This is a genomic window from Pseudomonas sp. FW306-02-D09B, assembly GCF_058782685.1.
In genome coordinates this window covers 133,327-150,480 of record NZ_JBYSXY010000013.1, presented here as the reverse complement: position 1 = coordinate 150,480, position 17,154 = coordinate 133,327, and the positions used below count along the sequence as shown (strand labels likewise).

Sequence of the window (17,154 nt, the reverse complement as noted above, 5' to 3'; positions counted from 1 at the left end):
CGGTCAGGGCTGCCAATGCTAGTGCCCCGACCGCTAAATGACCATGACAACAATCAGCGGAACGGCGGTTCGTCGAAGCTGCGCAGTTTGCGCGAGTGCAACGAGTTGAGCTCGGTGCGCAGCAGATCCACCGCCGCGATACCGATCTTCAAGTGCTGGCTGACCGCACGCTCATAGAAAGCGTTGGCCGAACCGGGCAACTTGATTTCGCTGTGCAGCGGCTTGTCCGACACACACAGCAAGGTGCCGTACGGCACGCGCAGACGATAGCCTTGCGCAGCGATGGTGCCGCTTTCCATGTCCACGGCAACCGCGCGAGACAGGTTGATCAACGGACGCTCCTGAGCCCAGCGCAATTCCCAGTTACGGTCGTCGTAGGTCAGCACAGTGCCGGTACGCAGGCGCTTTTTCAGGTCATCGCCCTTTTCGCCGGTGACGTTGGCTGCCGCTTGCTGCAAGGCCAGCTGCACTTCAGCCAGGGCCGGAATTGGAATGTTCGGCGGCACCACCCGGTCGAGAATCCCGTCGCGACGCATGTACGCGTGAGCCAGCACGTAATCACCGATGGTCTGCGACTGCCGCAGGCCGCCGCAGTGACCGATCATCAGCCAGCAATGCGGGCGCAATACAGCCAAGTGGTCGGTGATGTTCTTGGCGTTGGACGGGCCGACACCAATGTTAACCAGGGTGACACCGTGGCCGTCAGAGGCTTGCAGGTGATAGGCCGGCATTTGATAACGGTGCCAGACCACGCCTGCGGCAATGGAAGACGCTTCGCCGTGATCCATGCTCTTTTCGATGATCACGTTGCCTGGCAAGACCATGCGCACGAAACGCGGATCGGTACGCAGTTGCTCCAGGCCATGGGTGATGAACTGGTCGACATAACGGTGGTAGTTGGTCAGCAGGATCCACGGCTGCACATGGCGCCAGTCGCTGCCGGTGTAGTGCACCAGACGGCGCAGAGAGAAATCCACTCGCGCGGCATCGAACAATGCCAATGGCAGCGGATCGGTATTTTCCCAGTCGTACAAACCGTCGGCAATACCGTCGGTGGCGGCCGACAAATCGGTGCTCGGGAACACTCGGGCCAATACCGCAGCGGTGACGCCGGAGCCCGCCAGTTCATCGCCCTGCTCGACCACGTACGGATACGGGATGTTCTGCTCACTGACGCCGACCTCCACCGTCACGGTGAAATCGTGCATCAGCGGCACCAGCTGTTCCAGCAAATACTTACGGAATGCCGCCGGATGGGTGACGGTGACACTGTAGGTCCCCGGCAACTGGACTTTGGCGTAAGCCCGCGTGGTCTGTGGGACTTCGCCCTGACAAAGGTAGGTCAGGCGTAATTCCGGATAACGAAACATCGCACGCTGCTCGGCGTCGGGTTCGATGCGGTCCTTCAGATAACGCTTGAGCGCCTGACTCAACGCCGTGGTGGCCCGCTCGTGCAGAGCGGCAAGCCGATCGACGGCTTGTTCGGCGGTTTGAACGACAATAAAGGCTTCGGTCACGATCAGCTTCCTGTGTTCTGACTTGCAGACCTTCATCTTGCCTGTATCGCCGCCTCACGGAAACACCGGAATATCCGTAGGAGCAAAGCTTGCTCGCGATGGCGCCCTCAAGGACGCCATCGCCGGCAAGCCGTGCTCCTACAAAAGCTTAAAAACCTTGAGGGGTCGAACGCGCCACAATCGCTTCCACATCCAGACCACGCGGCAAGGTGCCGTAAACCCGGCCGGCCGTTCCCAACCGGCTGGCGATGAAGGCATCGCTGACGGCGGCGTTGCCTGCTTCGAGCAACAGCTTGGCTTGCAGGCCCAGGGCGATGTCTTCGGTCAGTTGTCGGGCGCGGTATTGAATGTCATCGGTGTCCTTGAACGCCGCCTGCAACTGGCTGATGTGTGCGGCCAGACGCTTGTCGCCATGACCGTCACCAAGTTCGCTGAACAGCGCATCGAGCACGCCCGGCTCTTTCGACAGCGCTCGCAACACGTCAAGGCACTGAACGTTGCCAGAACCTTCCCACGTCGAGTTCACCGGCGCCTCACGGTACAGGCGCGGCAGAATGCTGTCTTCGACATAACCCGCACCGCCCATGCATTCGGCGGCTTCGTTGATCATGGCCGGCGCACGTTTGCAGATCCAGTATTTGCCCACTGCCGTTACCAGTCGGGCGAATTTGGCCTCCTGAGTGTCATCAAGGTGATCCAGCGCCCGGCCCATGCGCAGGCTCAACGCCAGCGCGGCTTCGCTTTCCAGCGCCAGGTCGGCGAGCACGTTTTGCATCAACGGTTGTTCACTGAGCAATTTACCGCCAACTATCCGGTGCGCGCAGTGATGGCTGGCCTGGGTCAATGCCTGGCGCATCAGGGCGCTGGAGCCGACCATGCAATCGAAGCGGGTCATGGCCACCATCTCGATGATGGTCGGCACGCCGCGGCCCTCTTCGCCGATCATCCACGCCAGCGCCCCGCGAAACTCGACTTCGCTGGAGGCATTGGAGCAATTGCCGAGTTTGTTTTTCAGCCGCTGGATGTAGAACTGGTTGCGCGTGTCATCCGGGCGATGGCGTGGCAGCAGGAAACAGGTCAGGCCCTTGTCGGTTTGCGCCAGGGTCAGGAAGGCGTCGCACATTGGCGCCGAGCAGAACCATTTGTGTCCCACCAGCTCATACGCCTGGCCGGGCCCCGCAGCGCCAACCGGGTAAGCCTTGGTGGTGTTGGCCCGAACGTCGGTGCCGCCCTGTTTCTCGGTCATTGCCATGCCGATGGTGACGCCGGCCTTGTGGGCCATGCCGACATTGCGCGGGTCATACTCGGTGGCGAGAATTTTCGGCAGCCACTGTTTGGCGATGTCCGGTTGCAGGCGCAATGCCGGGACACTGGCGAAGGTCATGGTCAGCGGGCAGCCACTGCCGGCTTCGGCCTGGCTGTGCAGGTAGCTCATGGCCGCACGGGCAACGTGGGCACCCGACTGCGGATCGGTCCAGGGCAAGGAGGTCAAGCCGTGCTCGACCGCCGTGCGCATGAGTTCATGGTAGGCCGGGTGAAACTCCACCAGATCAATGCGGTGACCATAGCGATCATGGCTGGAGAAGACCGGCTTGTTCTGGTTGGCCAGGAACCCCGCTTCCATCAACGGACCGCCGGCCAAAGCGCCATACGCATCGATGCGCGCGTCAGCCCAACCCGCCCCGAAACGCCGCGCCCACTCTTGCAACGGCAGGTCGATGCGGTAGAGGTTGGTCCCGTCCAGCGATGGCGGCTGGTTGGTAACTTCGTGGGTTTCGGCGAACTGATGCAGGTTCATGGCGGGGCCTCCTTGGGTCAGTTGAGACCTTCAGTTAAGCACCGCCTCCCCACCGAACAAAGTGGCATATCCGCCTAAATGTCGGCGCTTTCACCTTGTTTAGGACAAAGCACCCGACGATAGAGCGTCGCCTGCAACTCCTCGAATTTCACCGGTTTGCCAAGGTAATCGGTCAATCCCTGCTCAAGATCCAGGCCCTGTGCCGAGACCACCGCCGCCAGCACCGGCAACTCGGCATAACCGGGCAGCGCGCGGATCCGGCTGTCGATCGACAGTCCGTCGAGCAGCGGCAAGGGACAATCGATCAGCACCGCGTCGAACGATTCGCGACGCAAAAACTCCAGCGCCGCCTCACCGCTGTCGGCGCTGCGAACCCGATAGCCGAGCTTGAGCAACATGCCACGCACCACCAATTGATTGATGCTGTTGTCGTCGACCAGCAACACCGCGCAGTCCTGCGGTGCGCGTAAGCGGACGCTGCCGTGAGCCTGACGCGATTGAGCGACAACCGGTTGCACAACATTCACCACGTCAAACTCGACATCAAGCTGGAAGCGGCTACCGCGTCCGGGCTCGGAACGATGAGTCAAACGTCCGCCAAGCAGCTCGACCAATTGCCGACAAATCGCCAGACCGACACCCAACCCACCGTATTCGCGAGTCATCGAGCCGTCGAGCTGGAAGAACCGCTGATACAGCGTGGCTTCACCCAGATCGGTGAAACCGATGCCGGTGTCGATCACGGCGAAAGACAGCGCCAGACGCCCCTCTTCGGCAAACTTGCCGCTGACCCGCAAGGCCAGTCCACCCACCCGGGTGAACTTGATCGCGTTATCCAGCAAGCACTCCAGACTTTGCGCCAGCTTGGCGCTGTCACCGTGCAGACGGTCGGGTAGCCCCGGGGTCAGATCGACCTTGAAGTCCAAGGCCTTGCTCGCGGCGTTGGCGGCGAACTGCTGCTGTAAGGTCTCGACCATCGCGCGCAAGCTGAACGCTTCGGGGTACACCTTGAGTCGGCCGGCCTGCAACTCAGTCAGGGTCAGAATGCCGTTGACCATGCGCATCATGTCCCGTGCCGAACCGGCAGCCGTTTGTTGATACTGCTCAAGCTCCGGGTCGAGGTCGACGGTTTGCATCAACTCCAGCGAACCGATCACGCCGTTCATCGGCGTACGCAGTTCGTGGGTCAGCGTCGCGAGAAATTCATCCTTGAGCTGGTTACTGCGGGCCAGTTGCTGGTTCAACACTTCGAGCTTCTGCCCGGCGTCAAACAGCGTCTGCGCCTGCTGCTCGCGCATGGCGTTGATCCGGTCAGCCAGGGCCAGCGACAGCAGCGCAACTTCAATCGCCGAGCCAATCTGACTGGCATACATTGTCAGGAACACGTTGGGCAGATAGCCGAGCACCATCAATGTATTGACGACACCGCCAAGCAGGAACGCCGACCAGGCGATGATGAAGTAGCGCGCCACCCGCAAGCCGCGCCACCAGGCGAAAATCCCGGCGAAGAAAATCACTACGGTGAAGATCAACGCCAACGCCGTCGCCAGGCGCAAGGCCAGAGCGTAGCTGGTCATCAACGACAACCCAACCACCACTGCGCTGCACGCAATCAACACCAACAGCAAGCGATCGAGCCAGCGACTGCAACTGGCCGTTTGCAGGAAGCTGCGGGCGAACTGGCTGCCGAACAGGGCGGCGCTGCCAATGAAAAACGGTGTCGAGGCGTTGGCCCACCACGGGTTGTTCGGCCAGAAATATTCGACTGCCGCGCCGTTGACCGACAGTTGGTAGAGGCCGAATGAGCCGATATAAAAGATGTAATAAAGGTAACTGGTGTCACGCACGCTCAGGTAGATGAACAGGTTGTAGACCAGCATCCCGAGTAGCACGCCGTAAATCAGACCGAGCACATACAGGCGCAAGGGCTGGTCTTCCAGATAGGCGGTGCTCGACCAAAGGGTCAGTGGCGCCTGGATCGAACCCTCGCTTTGCAGGCGCAAATACAGCGTTTCGCGCTGATCGGGGACGAAGTCCAGTTTGAACAGGTAGTTGTTTTGTCGAACCTGGCGACTGGCGAACGGCAAGGTATCGCCAGTACGACTGACCAATCGATATTCACCGGTGCTGTCCGGCACATAGAGGTCGATATGGTCCATTGGCGGATAAGCCAGCTCCAGCAGCCATCTGCGTTGAGCGTCGGGGTCTTTCGGGCGGTAGTGCAGATCGACTTTCAACCAGAACGCCGAATGCGAGTAACCGGCGTTCAGCGTGTCTTTGTCGTGGGTCTTGAAGTTGCCGGCCGCCGCTTGCGCGCGCACATCGGCGATGGATGCAGTGCCGGCGACATCTTCGTACACCTGCATGACTCGTCCCAAGGGGAGGCTTTGGGTGAGCTCATCAAAATCGGCTGCAGCCGCCAACATCGGCAAGCTCAACAGCAACATCAGCAAATAGCGCATAAAGCCCCAGCGTGGCCAGTCCGGTTGTGTCAGGAAGCCCCCCATTCCCTTTGAGTAGACGTAAAACCGGCATTACCTGTTATTGGTTTGGATCCACTCTAGCATAGCCGCTGATGGCCATTGAACACCATTGGAAAATTTAGTCTAAAGGCTCTAGAACAGGCCTTTCAGAGCGAATGGCAAAACCGGAAATGTTGAGTCGGTCAGATTGTGACAATGCCAACAAGGTTGATGCGCACCTGTGGCGAGGGAGCTTGCTCCCGTCGGCCGGTCCGCGTTCGGGCGTAGCCGTCGTAAAGTCAGCCGACGCGGTCTAACTGAAAGATCGTTTTGGGGCGGCTTCGCCGCCCAGCGGGAGCAAGCTCCCTCGCCACAATGTATCGGCAGAACAGGTTGGCACAGCACCCGAAAAAGATGTTTGGTGGTAAGCTCGCGCACCATGAATATCTACAGCTCTCGCCCCGTTGTCCTCTGTCTCTCCGGCCACGACCCAAGTGGTGGCGCCGGCTTGCAGGCAGATATCGAAGCCCTGCTCGCTCAGGGTTGTCATGCTGCCCCGGCAGTGACTGCGCTGACTGTGCAAGACACGGTCAACGTCAGTGACTTCCGCGTTCTCGACCGTGAGTGGGTGCTGGCGCAAGCCAACGCCGTGCTCAACGACTCGACGGTCGCGGCAGTCAAGCTGGGCATGCTCGGCTCACTGGAGATGGTCGACACCGTGGTCGAACTGCTTCAGGCGCATCCGCATCTGCCGGTGGTCTGTGACCCGGTACTGCGCGCCGGTGGTGGCGGACGACTGGGCAAGGACGAGGTCGGCTATGCCATGCGCGAGCGCCTGCTGCCACTGGCGATCATTGCCACCCCTAACCTCCCGGAAGCCCGCATCCTTGCCGAACTGCCCAAAGGCACGGCCGATGAATGCGCAGAAAAACTCCTGCCTTACGTCAAACACCTGCTGATCACCGGCGGTCATGGTGACGAACACGAAGTACATAATCGCCTGTACAGCCGCGACGGCAGCCGCCACACCTACACGTGCCAACGCCTGCCCGGCAGCTATCATGGTTCGGGCTGCACCTTGGCCAGCGCCCTGGCCGGACGCCTGGCCCAGGGCGAACACCTGGCCAGCGCGGTACAGTCGGCACTCAATTACACGTGGCGCACCCTGCGAGACGCCGAACAGCTGGGCAAAGGCCAGTTCGTGCCACGCCGTCTGCCGCTGGATTTTTGCTCGTAACGCCATGAGGCCTGCACGATGAAATTACGTGGCCTGTACGCCATTACCGACAGCCAACTGCTGGCCGGCAAGTTCCTGCCTTACGTGGAGGCTGCGCTGGACGGCGGCGTCACGCTGCTGCAGTACCGCGACAAAAGCAGCGACGAAGCCCGCCGACTGCGTGAGGCCGAGGCCCTGCATGACCTGTGCGGACGCTACAAGACCCAGCTGATCATCAATGACGACGCCGAACTGGCCGCGCGCCTGGGTGTCGGCGTACACCTGGGGCAGACCGATGGCCCGTTGACGCCGGCCCGCTCGCTGCTGGGTCGCCAGGCGATCATCGGTTCGACCTGCCACGCGCAACTCGAACTCGCCGAACAAGCGGCAAAGGAAGGCGCCAGTTACGTCGCCTTCGGCCGCTTCTTCAACTCCAACACCAAGCCCGGCGCGCCGACCTGCAGTCTCGAACTGCTCGATCAGGCCCGCAGCAAACTGCACCTGCCGATCTGCGCGATCGGCGGCATCACCCTCGACAACGCCGCCCCGCTGGTGGCCCACGGGGTTGATCTGCTGGCCGTGGTTCACGGGCTGTTTGGTGCCCAAGACACTCAAGAAGTGACGCGCCGTGCCCGCGCCTTCAACGACTTGTTCAAAGCTTAAGTATTCAATTACCGATTTTTGAGAGCCCAATCATGTCTCGTTCCGAAACCCTGTTTGCCAATGCCCAGAAACACATTCCCGGCGGCGTGAACTCGCCTGTGCGTGCCTTCAAGAGCGTCGGCGGCACGCCGCTGTTCTTCAAGCACGCCGAAGGCGCCTACGTGACGGACGAAGACAACAAGCGTTATGTCGATTACGTCGGCTCCTGGGGCCCGATGATTCTCGGCCACAGCCACCCGGACGTGCTCGACGCCGTGCGCAAGCAACTTGAACACGGTCTGTCCTACGGCGCCCCGACCGAGATGGAAACCGAGATGGCCGACCTGGTCTGCTCGATCGTGCCGTCGATGGAAATGGTGCGCATGGTCAGCTCCGGCACCGAGGCGACCATGAGCGCCATTCGCCTGGCCCGTGGTTTCACCGGCCGCGACAGCATCATCAAGTTCGAAGGTTGCTACCACGGTCACTCCGACAGCCTGTTGGTGAAAGCCGGCTCCGGCCTGCTGACCCAAGGCGTGCCAAGTTCTGCCGGGGTTCCTGCGGCCTTCGCCAAGCACACCCTGACGCTGCCATTCAACGACATCGACGCCGTTGAAAAAATGCTCACCGAAGTTGGCCAGGAAGTGGCGTGCATCATCGTCGAGCCAGTGGCGGGCAACATGAACTGCGTGCCGCCAGCGCCAGGTTTCCTCGAAGGCCTGCGCACCCTGTGTGACAAACACGGCGTGGTGCTGATCTTCGACGAAGTGATGACCGGTTTCCGCGTGGCACTGGGTGGGGCCCAGGCGTATTACGGCGTAACCCCGGACCTGAGCACCTTCGGCAAGATTATCGGTGGCGGCATGCCGGTCGGCTGCTTCGGCGGCAAACGCGAAATCATGTCGCACATCGCGCCACTGGGTCCGGTTTACCAGGCGGGCACTCTGTCGGGTAACCCGTTGGCCATGGCCGCCGGCCTGACCACCCTGCGCCTGATCAGCCGCCCGGGCTTTCACGCCGAACTCAGCGAGTACACCAGTCGCCTGCTCGATGGCCTGCAACAGCGCGCCGATGCCGCTGGCATCCCGTTCGTCACCACCCAGGCCGGTGGCATGTTTGGCCTGTACTTCAGCGGCGCCGACGACATCGTGACCTTCGATGACGTGATGGCCAGCGATGCCAACCTGTTCAAGCGCTTCTTCCACCTGATGCTTGAAGGTGGCGTGTACCTGGCACCGAGCGCCTTCGAAGCCGGTTTCACCTCGATCGCTCACGGCGAAGCCGAGCTGAAGCTGACGCTGGACGCTGCTGAACGTGCATTCGCTGCATTGAAGTAATGCAATAGACGCTGACGTCGACGATTGTCGGCGTCAGCTTTATCCTACCTGCCTAGCTTATTTCTGACGCGATACTGATAATTCCCCCAAAAGCGGCAGATATATTCCCCGCGCGGCAGAAAAACGAGTAAAGACTTTGTAAGGTGGGTCCTGCTTATTTCATAATGCGCGCTTATTGGATCCCTCGACGGGTCCGCGCGCCCTTCAGAGGTAAGTCGATTCCCATGAACCGCACCGGCCGCGCCCTTGCACTGGGCTGCCTGTTGCTCCTTCAGCCCCTGCTCGCGCATGCACAAGCAGGCGGCAACTCGTTGTTGATCCCAGCGATGGGTCGTTGCACCCTCAATACCCAGCCTGAAGACCTGAAGGAGGCGCTCGCCGCCTGCCAGAAAGCGTCGGACGCCGGGGATGCGGAAGCGCAATACGAGTTGGGCGAGTTCTACTACGACGGCAAACGCGTGCCGCGCGACCTCAATCAAGCCCTGAGCTACTTCGAAAAAGCTTCGCTGCAAGGCCACGCTCAGGCGCAATTCAAACTCGGCATCATGTTCTTCCATGGCGAAGGCGTGCCGGCCAATAACGTTCAGGCATATATCGTGCTGAAAATGGCCGCGGTCAACGGCGCGGAAGATGCGCTGGACACCGCCGACGAAGTCGCCGAGCACATGCAACGCAGTGAACTGGAAGTTGCGACCCAGGTGCTGGGGCAAATTTTCCGTAAATACCTGATGGAACTGCAAAGCGCCGACGGGCGTACGCCTTTCTCGCCACTGCCCTGAATCCAACGCGGGCAGTGTGGTGAGGGGGCTTGCCCCCGTCGGCCGGTCCGCGTTCGGGCGCAGCAGTCGTAAAGTCGGCTGACGCGTTGTGACAAATAGATTTCAGGGTCGCTTCGCGGCCCAACGGGGGCAAGCCCCCTCGCCACAGTGAGGCTTACTTCTCAGGCATCGGCATCGGAAACGGCATGACATTGCCGACCGCGCCACGGGCTTCGCTGATTTTCGGGGTGCCCATACGCTCGACTTCGTCGATGCGCACAATCGAATGCATCGGCACAAAACTACGCACCACGCCCTCGAACTGAGCCTTGAGCTTCTCTTCGCTCGGATCGACGACCACTTGCGTGCGCTCGCCAAAGACGAACTCTTCCACTTCCAGAAAGCCCCACAGATCACTTTGATAGATCTGCTTGGCGTACATTTCGAACACCTGGCCCTGGTTGAGGAAAATCACCTTGTAGATTGGAGCTTCACGTTTGGTCATGGTGGGCGAACAACACATCGAGGGATAAAAATGAGGGCGCGAACTATAGCATAGCCGCTGGACGCACGACGGTAGGAACCTGGGGACTTGTTCCCTATAATGCGCGGTTCTTTGAATCACGTGATGAACCCGTCCATGGCCAAGAAGCTTTATATCGAAACCCACGGTTGCCAGATGAACGAGTACGACAGCTCGCGCATGGTCGATCTGCTGGGCGAACATCAGGCCCTGGAAGTGACGGCGCGCGCCGAAGACGCAGACGTCATCCTGCTCAACACCTGCTCGATTCGCGAGCGCGCCCAGGACCGGGTGTACTCCCAGCTTGGCCGCTGGCGCGAACTGAAGCTCGCCAACCCGGAAATGGTCATCGCCGTCGGCGGTTGCGTGGCCAGCCAGGAAGGCGCGGCAATCCGCGACCGCGCACCCTATGTCGACGTGGTCTTCGGCCCGCAGACTTTGCACCGCCTGCCGGAAATGATCGACGCCGCGCGCCTGACCAAACTGCCGCAAGTCGACGTCTCGTTCCCGGAAATCGAAAAATTCGACCACCTGCCAGAACCGCGCATCGATGGCCCAAGCGCCTATGTGTCGGTGATGGAAGGTTGCAGCAAGTACTGCACTTTCTGCGTAGTGCCCTATACCCGCGGTGAAGAAGTCAGCCGGCCGTTCGACGACGTGATCGCCGAGATCATTCACCTGGCCGAGAACGGCGTGCGTGAAGTCACCCTGCTGGGGCAGAACGTCAACGGCTACCGTGGCCTGACCCATGATGGGCGCCTGGCCGATCTGGCCGAGCTGATCCGCGTGGTGGCGGCTGTCGATGGCATCGACCGCATCCGCTACACCACGTCGCACCCGCTGGAGTTCTCCGACAGCCTGATCCAGGCCCACGCCGAAGTGCCGGAACTGGTCAAACACCTGCATTTGCCGGTGCAGTCGGGTTCGGACCGGATTCTTGCAGCGATGAAGCGCAACCACACCGCACTCGAGTACAAGTCTAAACTGCGCAAGCTGCGCGCCGCCGTGCCGGGCATTTGCATCAGTTCGGACTTTATCGTCGGCTTCCCCGGCGAGACCGAAAAAGACTTCGAACAGACCATGAAGCTGATTGAAGACGTCGGTTTCGACTTCTCCTACTCGTTCGTCTACAGCCAGCGCCCGGGCACCCCGGCTGCCGACCTGGCCGACGAAACCCCGGAAGAGCTGAAAAAAGAGCGCCTGAACGCCCTGCAACATCGCCTCAACCAGCAAGGTTTCGAGATCAGCCGACAAATGGTCGGTTCGACCCAGCGGATCCTGGTGACCGATTACTCGAAAAAAGACCCGGGTGAACTGCAAGGCCGGACCGAGAATAATCGAATCGTAAACTTCCGCTGCGACAATCCGACCTTGATCGGCCAGTTCGCCGACGTGCACATCGACGCCGCACAGCCGCACTCGCTACGTGGCTCGTTGATTCAACAAGGCTAGTTCCGGCTAGTGCGGGCTCCTGTGGCGAGGGAGCTTGCTCCCGCTCGGTTGCGAAGCAGCCGCAAACCAGTCGCTTCGGTACCTTCTGAAAAACCGTAGTGACCGGGCTGGGAGCGCTTCGCACTCCAGCGGGAGCAAGCTCCCTCGCCACAGGAATGGAATGGGTGTTTGATGTTGGTCTGTTTAAGAGCTTTCGTACCCAGGCCTCTGGCGTTATCCTTGATTTATCTCCATTGCCCCAGGGCGGCTAAAAACAACCTTGAACGCACCCATAGAACCACATCGCTTCATCCTCGAGCCCTTTGAGGCTCATCGCTTCGCCAATCTGTGCGGGCAATTCGACGAGCATTTGCGCTTGATCGAACAGCGCCTGGCGATCGTGATCCGCAATCGCGGCAATCAGTTCGAATTGATCGGCGAGCCCAAGCACACCATCTCCGCGGAAAACCTGCTGCGCCGCCTCTACCGTGAAACCAAGAGTAGCGAGCTGTCGCCAGACATGGTTCACCTGTTCCTGCAGGAATCGGCCGTGGAAGAAATGGACAACCATTCGCCCGCCGAACCCTCAGTCGCCCTGCGCACCAAAAAAGGCATGATTCGCCCTCGCGGCTTGAATCAACTGCGCTATGTGAAGGAAATCCTGGGCAACGATATCAACTTCGGCATCGGCCCCGCCGGTACCGGCAAGACCTATCTGGCCGTTGCCTGCGCAGTCGATGCGCTGGAGCGCGAGCAGATCCGCCGCATCCTGCTGGTACGTCCAGCGGTCGAGGCCGGCGAGAAACTCGGCTTCCTGCCCGGCGACCTGGCACAAAAAATCGACCCGTACCTGCGCCCGCTGTATGACGCGCTGTACGAAATGCTCGGCTTTGAACACGTCGCCAAGCTGATCGAACGCCAGGTGATCGAAGTTGCGCCGCTGGCGTACATGCGAGGCCGCACGCTGAACAACAGCTTCATCATCCTCGACGAAAGCCAGAACACCACCGTCGAACAGATGAAGATGTTCCTGACGCGGATCGGTTTTGGCTCGACCGCGGTCATCACCGGTGACATCACCCAGATCGACCTGCCGAAAGGCACCAAGTCCGGGCTGATTCATGTGATCGACGTGCTCAAGGAAGTACCGGGCATCAGCTTTACCCACTTCAAACCCAAAGACGTCGTGCGCCACCCGCTGGTGCAGCGCATTGTCGAAGCCTATGAGCGTTTCGAAAATCGCCTGATTGACGAACCTGCAACGCTTTCCGCTGAAAAGGGCAATCGCCACGATGCTTGAGCTTGATCTGCAACTGGCGACCGAAGCGCCCGCTCCAAGCGAAGCCGAGTTCCGCCAATGGTGCGAACTGGCCCTGCGTCAGCGCACCGCCGACTCGGAATTGACCATTCGCCTGGTCGACGAGGAAGAAGGCCGCGAGCTGAACTACACCTGGCGTCAAAAGGATTACGCAACCAATGTGTTGTCGTTCCCTGCCGATGTGCCCGATGAATTGCTGGACATCCCGTTGCTGGGCGATCTGGTGATCTGCGTGGCCGTGGTCGAGCGCGAGGCTGCCGAGCAAGGCAAGGAGTTGAAGGCCCACTGGGCGCATCTGGTCATTCACGGCTGCTTGCATCTGCTTGGTTACGACCATATAGATGATGACGAAGCCGAAGAAATGGAAGCACTGGAACGAACGTTGCTTGCAGAATTGGGTCATCCTGATCCCTATGCGGACGACGAAACCGAAACATCCCCTATCGTTACAACAAAGGATTCAGAGTAATCGCTATGAGCGAAGATCGATCGAGCAACGGGCAAAAGTCCTGGCTGGGTAAGCTCACCCAGGCTTTTGCCCACGAGCCGAAAAACCGTCAGGAGCTGCTGGAGCTTCTGCGTGATGCCCATCAGAACAAGTTGCTGGACAGCGAAGCGCTGGCCATCGTCGAGGGCGCCATCCAGGTCGCTGACCTGCAAGTACGCGACATCATGGTCCCGCGCTCGCAGATGGTCAGCATCAAGGCGACCCAGACACCCCGTGAATTCCTCCCGGCCGTGGTTGAGTCCGCGCACTCGCGTTACCCGGTAATCGGCGAGAGCCACGACGACGTCATGGGCGTGTTGCTGGCCAAGGATCTGCTGCCGCTGATCCTCAAGGAGAACGGCGACAGCTTCAACATCAAGGATTTGCTGCGTCCGGCCACTTTCGTGCCCGAGTCCAAGCGTCTGAACGTGTTGCTGCGCGAGTTCCGCGCCAACCATAACCACATGGCCATCGTCATCGACGAATACGGCGGCGTGGCGGGTCTGGTGACCATCGAAGACGTGCTCGAGCAAATCGTCGGCGACATCGAAGACGAGCACGACGTTGAAGAAGACAGCTACATCAAGCCACTGCCAAGCGGCGACTTCCTGATCAAGGCCCTGACGCCGATCGAGAACTTCAATGAGTTCTTCGACAGCGAATTCTCCGACGACGAATTCGACACCGTTGGCGGCCTGGTGATGAGCGCGTTCGGGCACTTGCCAAAACGCAACGAAATCACTGAAATCGGCGCCTATCGCTTCCGCATCCTGAACGCCGACAGCCGTCGCATTCACTTGCTGCGCTTGACCCCTATAGCCCGCTAAGGACTGACATGCGTTGGATCACCCGCCCCGGCTGGCCCGGTAACCTGCTGGCCGTGGCGGCCGGTGCACTCACCACTCTGGCCTTGGCGCCATTCGATATCTGGCCGCTGGCATTGCTGGCGGTCGGATTTTTCTATGCGGGCTTGCGTGAACTGACACCTCGTCAGGCGCTGGGTCGCGGCTGGTGTTTCGGTTTCGGCCTGTTTGGCGCCGGCACCAGTTGGATCTACTACAGCATCCACAACTTTGGTGGCGCTTCGATGCTGCTGGCCGGGTTGCTGATGCTGGCGTTCACCGCCGCGATTGCCTGGTTCTTCGCCCTGCCCGCCTGGCTCTGGGCGCGCTGGTTGCGCCGTAACGAAGCGCCATTGGCCGACGCCTTGGCATTCGCGGCGTTGTGGGTGGGTCAGGAAGCCTTTCGCGGCTGGTTCCTCACCGGCTTTCCATGGCTTTATTCCGGTTACAGCCAACTCGACGGCCCGCTCGCCGGATTGGCGCCATTGGGTGGTATGTGGCTGATTTCCTTCAGCCTGGCCCTGAGCGCCGCGCTTGCGTACAACTTGCCACGCCTGATCAAGGCCGGACACAAAGGCTTTATCGTCGCCGGCCTGCTGTTGCTGGCTGCGCCTTGGGTCATCGGCCTGTCGCTCAAAGGCCACGCCTGGACCAGCCCTTCGGGCAATCCGCTGAGCGTCGCGGCGATTCAGGGCAACATCGAACAAAGCATGAAGTGGGACCCGGCGCAGCTCAACGCGCAACTGGCGCTGTACCGCGACATGAGCTTCACCTCCAAACGTGTCGACCTGCTGATCTGGCCGGAAACCGCGGTCCCGGTGCTCAAGGAGTCTGCCGAGGGCTACCTGAACATGATGGGCAGCTTCGCCGCCGAACGTAACTCGGCACTGATTACCGGCGTGCCGATCCGCGAGGAAGTGCATCACGAGAAACGCTTCTACAATGGCATCACGGTGGTTGGCCAAGGCGATGGCACTTACCTCAAGCAGAAACTGGTGCCGTTTGGCGAATACGTGCCGCTGCAAGAGTTACTGCGCGGCCTGATTGCGTTCTTCGATCTGCCGATGTCGGATTTCGCCCGCGGCCCGGCTGATCAGCCGTTGTTGCAAGCCAAGGGTTATCAGATTGCACCGTTCATCTGTTACGAAGTGGTCTACCCGGAATTTGCCGCCAGCCTTTCGGCGCGCAGCGATTTGCTGCTGACCATCAGCAACGACACCTGGTTCGGCACCTCCATCGGCCCGTTGCAACACTTGCAGATGGCGCAAATGCGAGCGCTGGAAGCCGGGCGCTGGATGATTCGCGCGACCAACAACGGCGTCACCGGATTGATTGATCCCTTCGGCAAAATCACCGTGCAAATCCCGCAATTCGAACGCGGCATTCTCTACGGTGACGTGGTGCCGATGCACAACCTGACGCCTTACCTGCAATGGCGCTCGTGGCCGCTGCTTATCCTTTGTGTACTGCTGTTTGGCTGGGCATTGCTGGCCAGCCGGATCGCCAAGACGGTTTAAGCACTTGTGGCGAGGGAGCTTGCTCCCTTGCCACAGAGGTGGGAACGATCAATATCAGCGATAAAAAATCGAATAGCCGATCTGCCCCACCGCCTCATTCAACAACTGGCCGGATCGCCAGATCGATTTGAACGTCGGCATCCAGCCACCCAACGGCTCGCCATTATCGGTGCCTAAAAAGCCCACCGGAGCCGGCACCACGGTAAATCCCGCCTGCTCGAAACTCCAGACGCTGCGCGGCATATGCCAGGCTTGCGTCACCACCACGACCCGCTTCAACCCCACAGGCTCCAGCAGTTCGGCAGTGAATTGGGCGTTTTCCCAGGTGGTGCGGCTGCGCCCTTCCTGCCAACGAACCGTGACCCCAAAATCATCCTGTAACGAATCGGCCATCAACTTCGCTTCAGTCGGCGGCGTGCCGTAATGCAAACCACCGCTGGTCAACACCGGCAAAACCGACGCCTTGGCCAGCCGCGCCGCATAACGCTCACGCTCCAGCGCCACACCCGTTGGCTGATCGGAACCCCAGGCCAGGTCACCGCGTTCGCGCCCCGCCCCCAGCACCACGATCACATCCGCGCGCTCGGCCAGAGTCGCCCATTCGCTGCGGGCCAGCGGTGCTTCACGCTCAAGGGCCTTCGCGCTCCACTGCACAACGACCGGCAAGCTCATCAACCAGAACCCTCCGACGCCCAAGGCAAAACACAGCCCTGCAAGGCGTGGTCTTGAGCGGCGCAACCACCAGGCAAGCGCAAGCAACAGTAAAAAAATACCGGGTGGCAGAAGCAGTTGTTTAACAAAATAACGAAAAGGCATCGGGCATCTCCTGAGATGCCCGAAGCCTAAGTGGGTTGAAACAAAGCGACAACTAAGATGGAAGGCCTTTCCTTCAAAAAGCCATCTTGGGCGACTTCATGCGCCCGCTTGGGGCAACGAACATTTGCCTGATCGCTTACTTGACCAGCAGGGACCGGACCTTTACCGCGTCTCTGCGAGAGAGCTTGTCTTGCAACCAGATAATTTTCGCCGAACGGGGAACGTCCTTAGGCTTCACTGCTTCTGATGACAAGCATCCTTGCGCCTCATGTTCACTACGATCCAGATAAGCCATGATCAGTTCGAACTCTGCGCGGCTCAACCCGCGAAGTTCCAGCTCCACCGGACGCTCATCGCGTAACCGGCCAGCTGTCCTTGCGGCATCCAGGGCCAGCCCCAGGCGCTCTATCAGCTTTTCGTACAACTCCGGTTTAGTTACTTTTCGTTGTGACTCAACCATCCCTCACCTCATTGAAGATAAGACTCACTC

At 60.2% G+C, this 17,154-nt stretch carries 15 protein-coding genes; 9 read left to right on the top strand and 6 right to left on the bottom strand.

Annotated elements, in window-relative coordinates:
• Positions 1–53: 53 nt before the first annotated feature.
• The 3 genes from amn to AC3WK5_RS21200 all read right to left on the bottom strand — a co-directional run bounded on the left by amn (position 54) and on the right by AC3WK5_RS21200 (position 5,777).
• On the bottom strand, positions 54–1,553 hold the full coding sequence (amn, locus tag AC3WK5_RS21210; protein WP_177474791.1) for an AMP nucleosidase: 1,500 nt from the start codon (positions 1,551–1,553) through the stop codon (positions 54–56).
• A 112-nt stretch (positions 1,554–1,665) separates the two neighbouring features.
• Positions 1,666–3,315: an acyl-CoA dehydrogenase family protein gene (locus AC3WK5_RS21205; RefSeq protein ID WP_103317496.1), complete on the bottom strand. Its 1,650-nt coding sequence runs from the start codon at positions 3,313–3,315 to the stop codon at positions 1,666–1,668.
• Between the two features lie 74 nt (positions 3,316–3,389).
• Positions 3,390–5,777 (bottom strand): hybrid sensor histidine kinase/response regulator, encoded by a 2,388-nt coding sequence (locus AC3WK5_RS21200; protein WP_103317563.1) that lies wholly within the window; start codon positions 5,775–5,777, stop codon positions 3,390–3,392.
• 439 nt (positions 5,778–6,216) lie between these two features.
• On the opposite strand from AC3WK5_RS21200, the gene AC3WK5_RS21195 reads away from it, so the two are divergent.
• The 4 genes from AC3WK5_RS21195 (at position 6,217) to AC3WK5_RS21180 (ending at position 9,751) form a co-directional block, all read left to right on the top strand.
• On the top strand, positions 6,217–7,014 hold the full coding sequence (locus AC3WK5_RS21195; protein ID WP_103317498.1) for a hydroxymethylpyrimidine/phosphomethylpyrimidine kinase: 798 nt from the start codon (positions 6,217–6,219) through the stop codon (positions 7,012–7,014).
• Positions 7,015–7,032: 18 nt separating this feature from the next.
• Entirely contained in the window at positions 7,033–7,656 is a 624-nt protein-coding gene (thiE, locus tag AC3WK5_RS21190) for a thiamine phosphate synthase (RefSeq protein WP_103317500.1), read from the top strand.
• Positions 7,657–7,688: 32 nt separating this feature from the next.
• Positions 7,689–8,972 carry a glutamate-1-semialdehyde 2,1-aminomutase gene (gene hemL, locus AC3WK5_RS21185; RefSeq protein ID WP_103317503.1) on the top strand — a complete coding sequence of 428 codons (1,284 nt, stop codon included), beginning with the start codon at positions 7,689–7,691 and terminating at the stop codon, positions 8,970–8,972.
• A gap of 224 nt (positions 8,973–9,196) precedes the next feature.
• Positions 9,197–9,751, top strand: coding sequence for a tetratricopeptide repeat protein (locus AC3WK5_RS21180; protein WP_054594193.1), 555 nt, complete (start codon positions 9,197–9,199; stop codon positions 9,749–9,751).
• Between the two features lie 154 nt (positions 9,752–9,905).
• Here AC3WK5_RS21180 and AC3WK5_RS21175 read toward each other — a convergent pair whose 3' ends face one another.
• Positions 9,906–10,235, bottom strand: coding sequence for a DUF1820 family protein (locus AC3WK5_RS21175; protein ID WP_008052403.1), 330 nt, complete (start codon positions 10,233–10,235; stop codon positions 9,906–9,908).
• A 135-nt stretch (positions 10,236–10,370) separates the two neighbouring features.
• On the opposite strand from AC3WK5_RS21175, the gene miaB reads away from it, so the two are divergent.
• From miaB to lnt, 5 genes are all read left to right on the top strand, one after another.
• The gene (miaB, locus tag AC3WK5_RS21170; RefSeq protein ID WP_024265123.1) at positions 10,371–11,705 is read left to right on the top strand and encodes a tRNA (N6-isopentenyl adenosine(37)-C2)-methylthiotransferase MiaB; all 1,335 of its coding nucleotides are present in this window, start codon (positions 10,371–10,373) and stop codon (positions 11,703–11,705) included.
• 259 nt (positions 11,706–11,964) lie between these two features.
• Positions 11,965–12,984, top strand: a complete 1,020-nt coding sequence (locus tag AC3WK5_RS21165) for a PhoH family protein (RefSeq protein WP_054594194.1) — start codon at positions 11,965–11,967, stop codon at positions 12,982–12,984.
• Positions 12,977–13,471, top strand: a complete 495-nt coding sequence (gene ybeY, locus AC3WK5_RS21160; protein WP_019691824.1) for an rRNA maturation RNase YbeY — start codon at positions 12,977–12,979, stop codon at positions 13,469–13,471. Before AC3WK5_RS21165 ends, ybeY begins: the two co-directional genes overlap by 8 nt.
• A gap of 5 nt (positions 13,472–13,476) precedes the next feature.
• A complete protein-coding gene (locus AC3WK5_RS21155) occupies positions 13,477–14,316 on the top strand; it encodes a CorC family transporter (protein ID WP_019691823.1) in 840 nt (279 codons plus the stop codon).
• 8 nt (positions 14,317–14,324) lie between these two features.
• Positions 14,325–15,848 (top strand): apolipoprotein N-acyltransferase, encoded by a 1,524-nt coding sequence (gene lnt / locus AC3WK5_RS21150; RefSeq protein ID WP_103317509.1) that lies wholly within the window; start codon positions 14,325–14,327, stop codon positions 15,846–15,848.
• 54 nt (positions 15,849–15,902) lie between these two features.
• Here the strand turns inward: lnt and AC3WK5_RS21145 are convergent, their stop codons facing one another.
• Together AC3WK5_RS21145 and AC3WK5_RS21140 are read right to left on the bottom strand one after the other, a co-directional pair.
• Complete coding sequence (locus AC3WK5_RS21145) at positions 15,903–16,664, bottom strand: YdcF family protein (RefSeq protein WP_103317511.1); 762 nt, start codon at positions 16,662–16,664, stop codon at positions 15,903–15,905.
• Positions 16,665–16,800: 136 nt separating this feature from the next.
• A complete protein-coding gene (locus AC3WK5_RS21140; protein ID WP_054594197.1) occupies positions 16,801–17,124 on the bottom strand; it encodes a hypothetical protein in 324 nt (107 codons plus the stop codon).
• Positions 17,125–17,154: the final 30 nt, after the last annotated feature.

Excerpts from the sequence above, each read along its gene's own strand:
- amn (WP_177474791.1), bottom strand. The coding sequence starts at position 1,553 with ATGAAGGTCTGCAAGTCAGAACACAGGAAGCTGATCGTGACCGAAGCC.
- AC3WK5_RS21205 (WP_103317496.1), bottom strand. The coding sequence starts at position 3,315 with ATGAACCTGCATCAGTTCGCCGAAACCCACGAAGTTACCAACCAGCCG.
- AC3WK5_RS21200 (WP_103317563.1), bottom strand. The coding sequence starts at position 5,777 with ATGCGCTATTTGCTGATGTTGCTGTTGAGCTTGCCGATGTTGGCGGCT.
- AC3WK5_RS21195 (WP_103317498.1), top strand. The coding sequence starts at position 6,217 with ATGAATATCTACAGCTCTCGCCCCGTTGTCCTCTGTCTCTCCGGCCAC.
- thiE (WP_103317500.1), top strand. The coding sequence starts at position 7,033 with ATGAAATTACGTGGCCTGTACGCCATTACCGACAGCCAACTGCTGGCC.
- hemL (WP_103317503.1), top strand. The coding sequence starts at position 7,689 with ATGTCTCGTTCCGAAACCCTGTTTGCCAATGCCCAGAAACACATTCCC.
- AC3WK5_RS21180 (WP_054594193.1), top strand. The coding sequence starts at position 9,197 with ATGAACCGCACCGGCCGCGCCCTTGCACTGGGCTGCCTGTTGCTCCTT.
- AC3WK5_RS21175 (WP_008052403.1), bottom strand. The coding sequence starts at position 10,235 with ATGACCAAACGTGAAGCTCCAATCTACAAGGTGATTTTCCTCAACCAG.
- miaB (WP_024265123.1), top strand. The coding sequence starts at position 10,371 with ATGGCCAAGAAGCTTTATATCGAAACCCACGGTTGCCAGATGAACGAG.
- ybeY (WP_019691824.1), top strand. The coding sequence starts at position 12,977 with ATGCTTGAGCTTGATCTGCAACTGGCGACCGAAGCGCCCGCTCCAAGC.
- AC3WK5_RS21155 (WP_019691823.1), top strand. The coding sequence starts at position 13,477 with ATGAGCGAAGATCGATCGAGCAACGGGCAAAAGTCCTGGCTGGGTAAG.
- lnt (WP_103317509.1), top strand. The coding sequence starts at position 14,325 with ATGCGTTGGATCACCCGCCCCGGCTGGCCCGGTAACCTGCTGGCCGTG.
- AC3WK5_RS21145 (WP_103317511.1), bottom strand. The coding sequence starts at position 16,664 with ATGCCTTTTCGTTATTTTGTTAAACAACTGCTTCTGCCACCCGGTATT.
- AC3WK5_RS21140 (WP_054594197.1), bottom strand. The coding sequence starts at position 17,124 with ATGGTTGAGTCACAACGAAAAGTAACTAAACCGGAGTTGTACGAAAAG.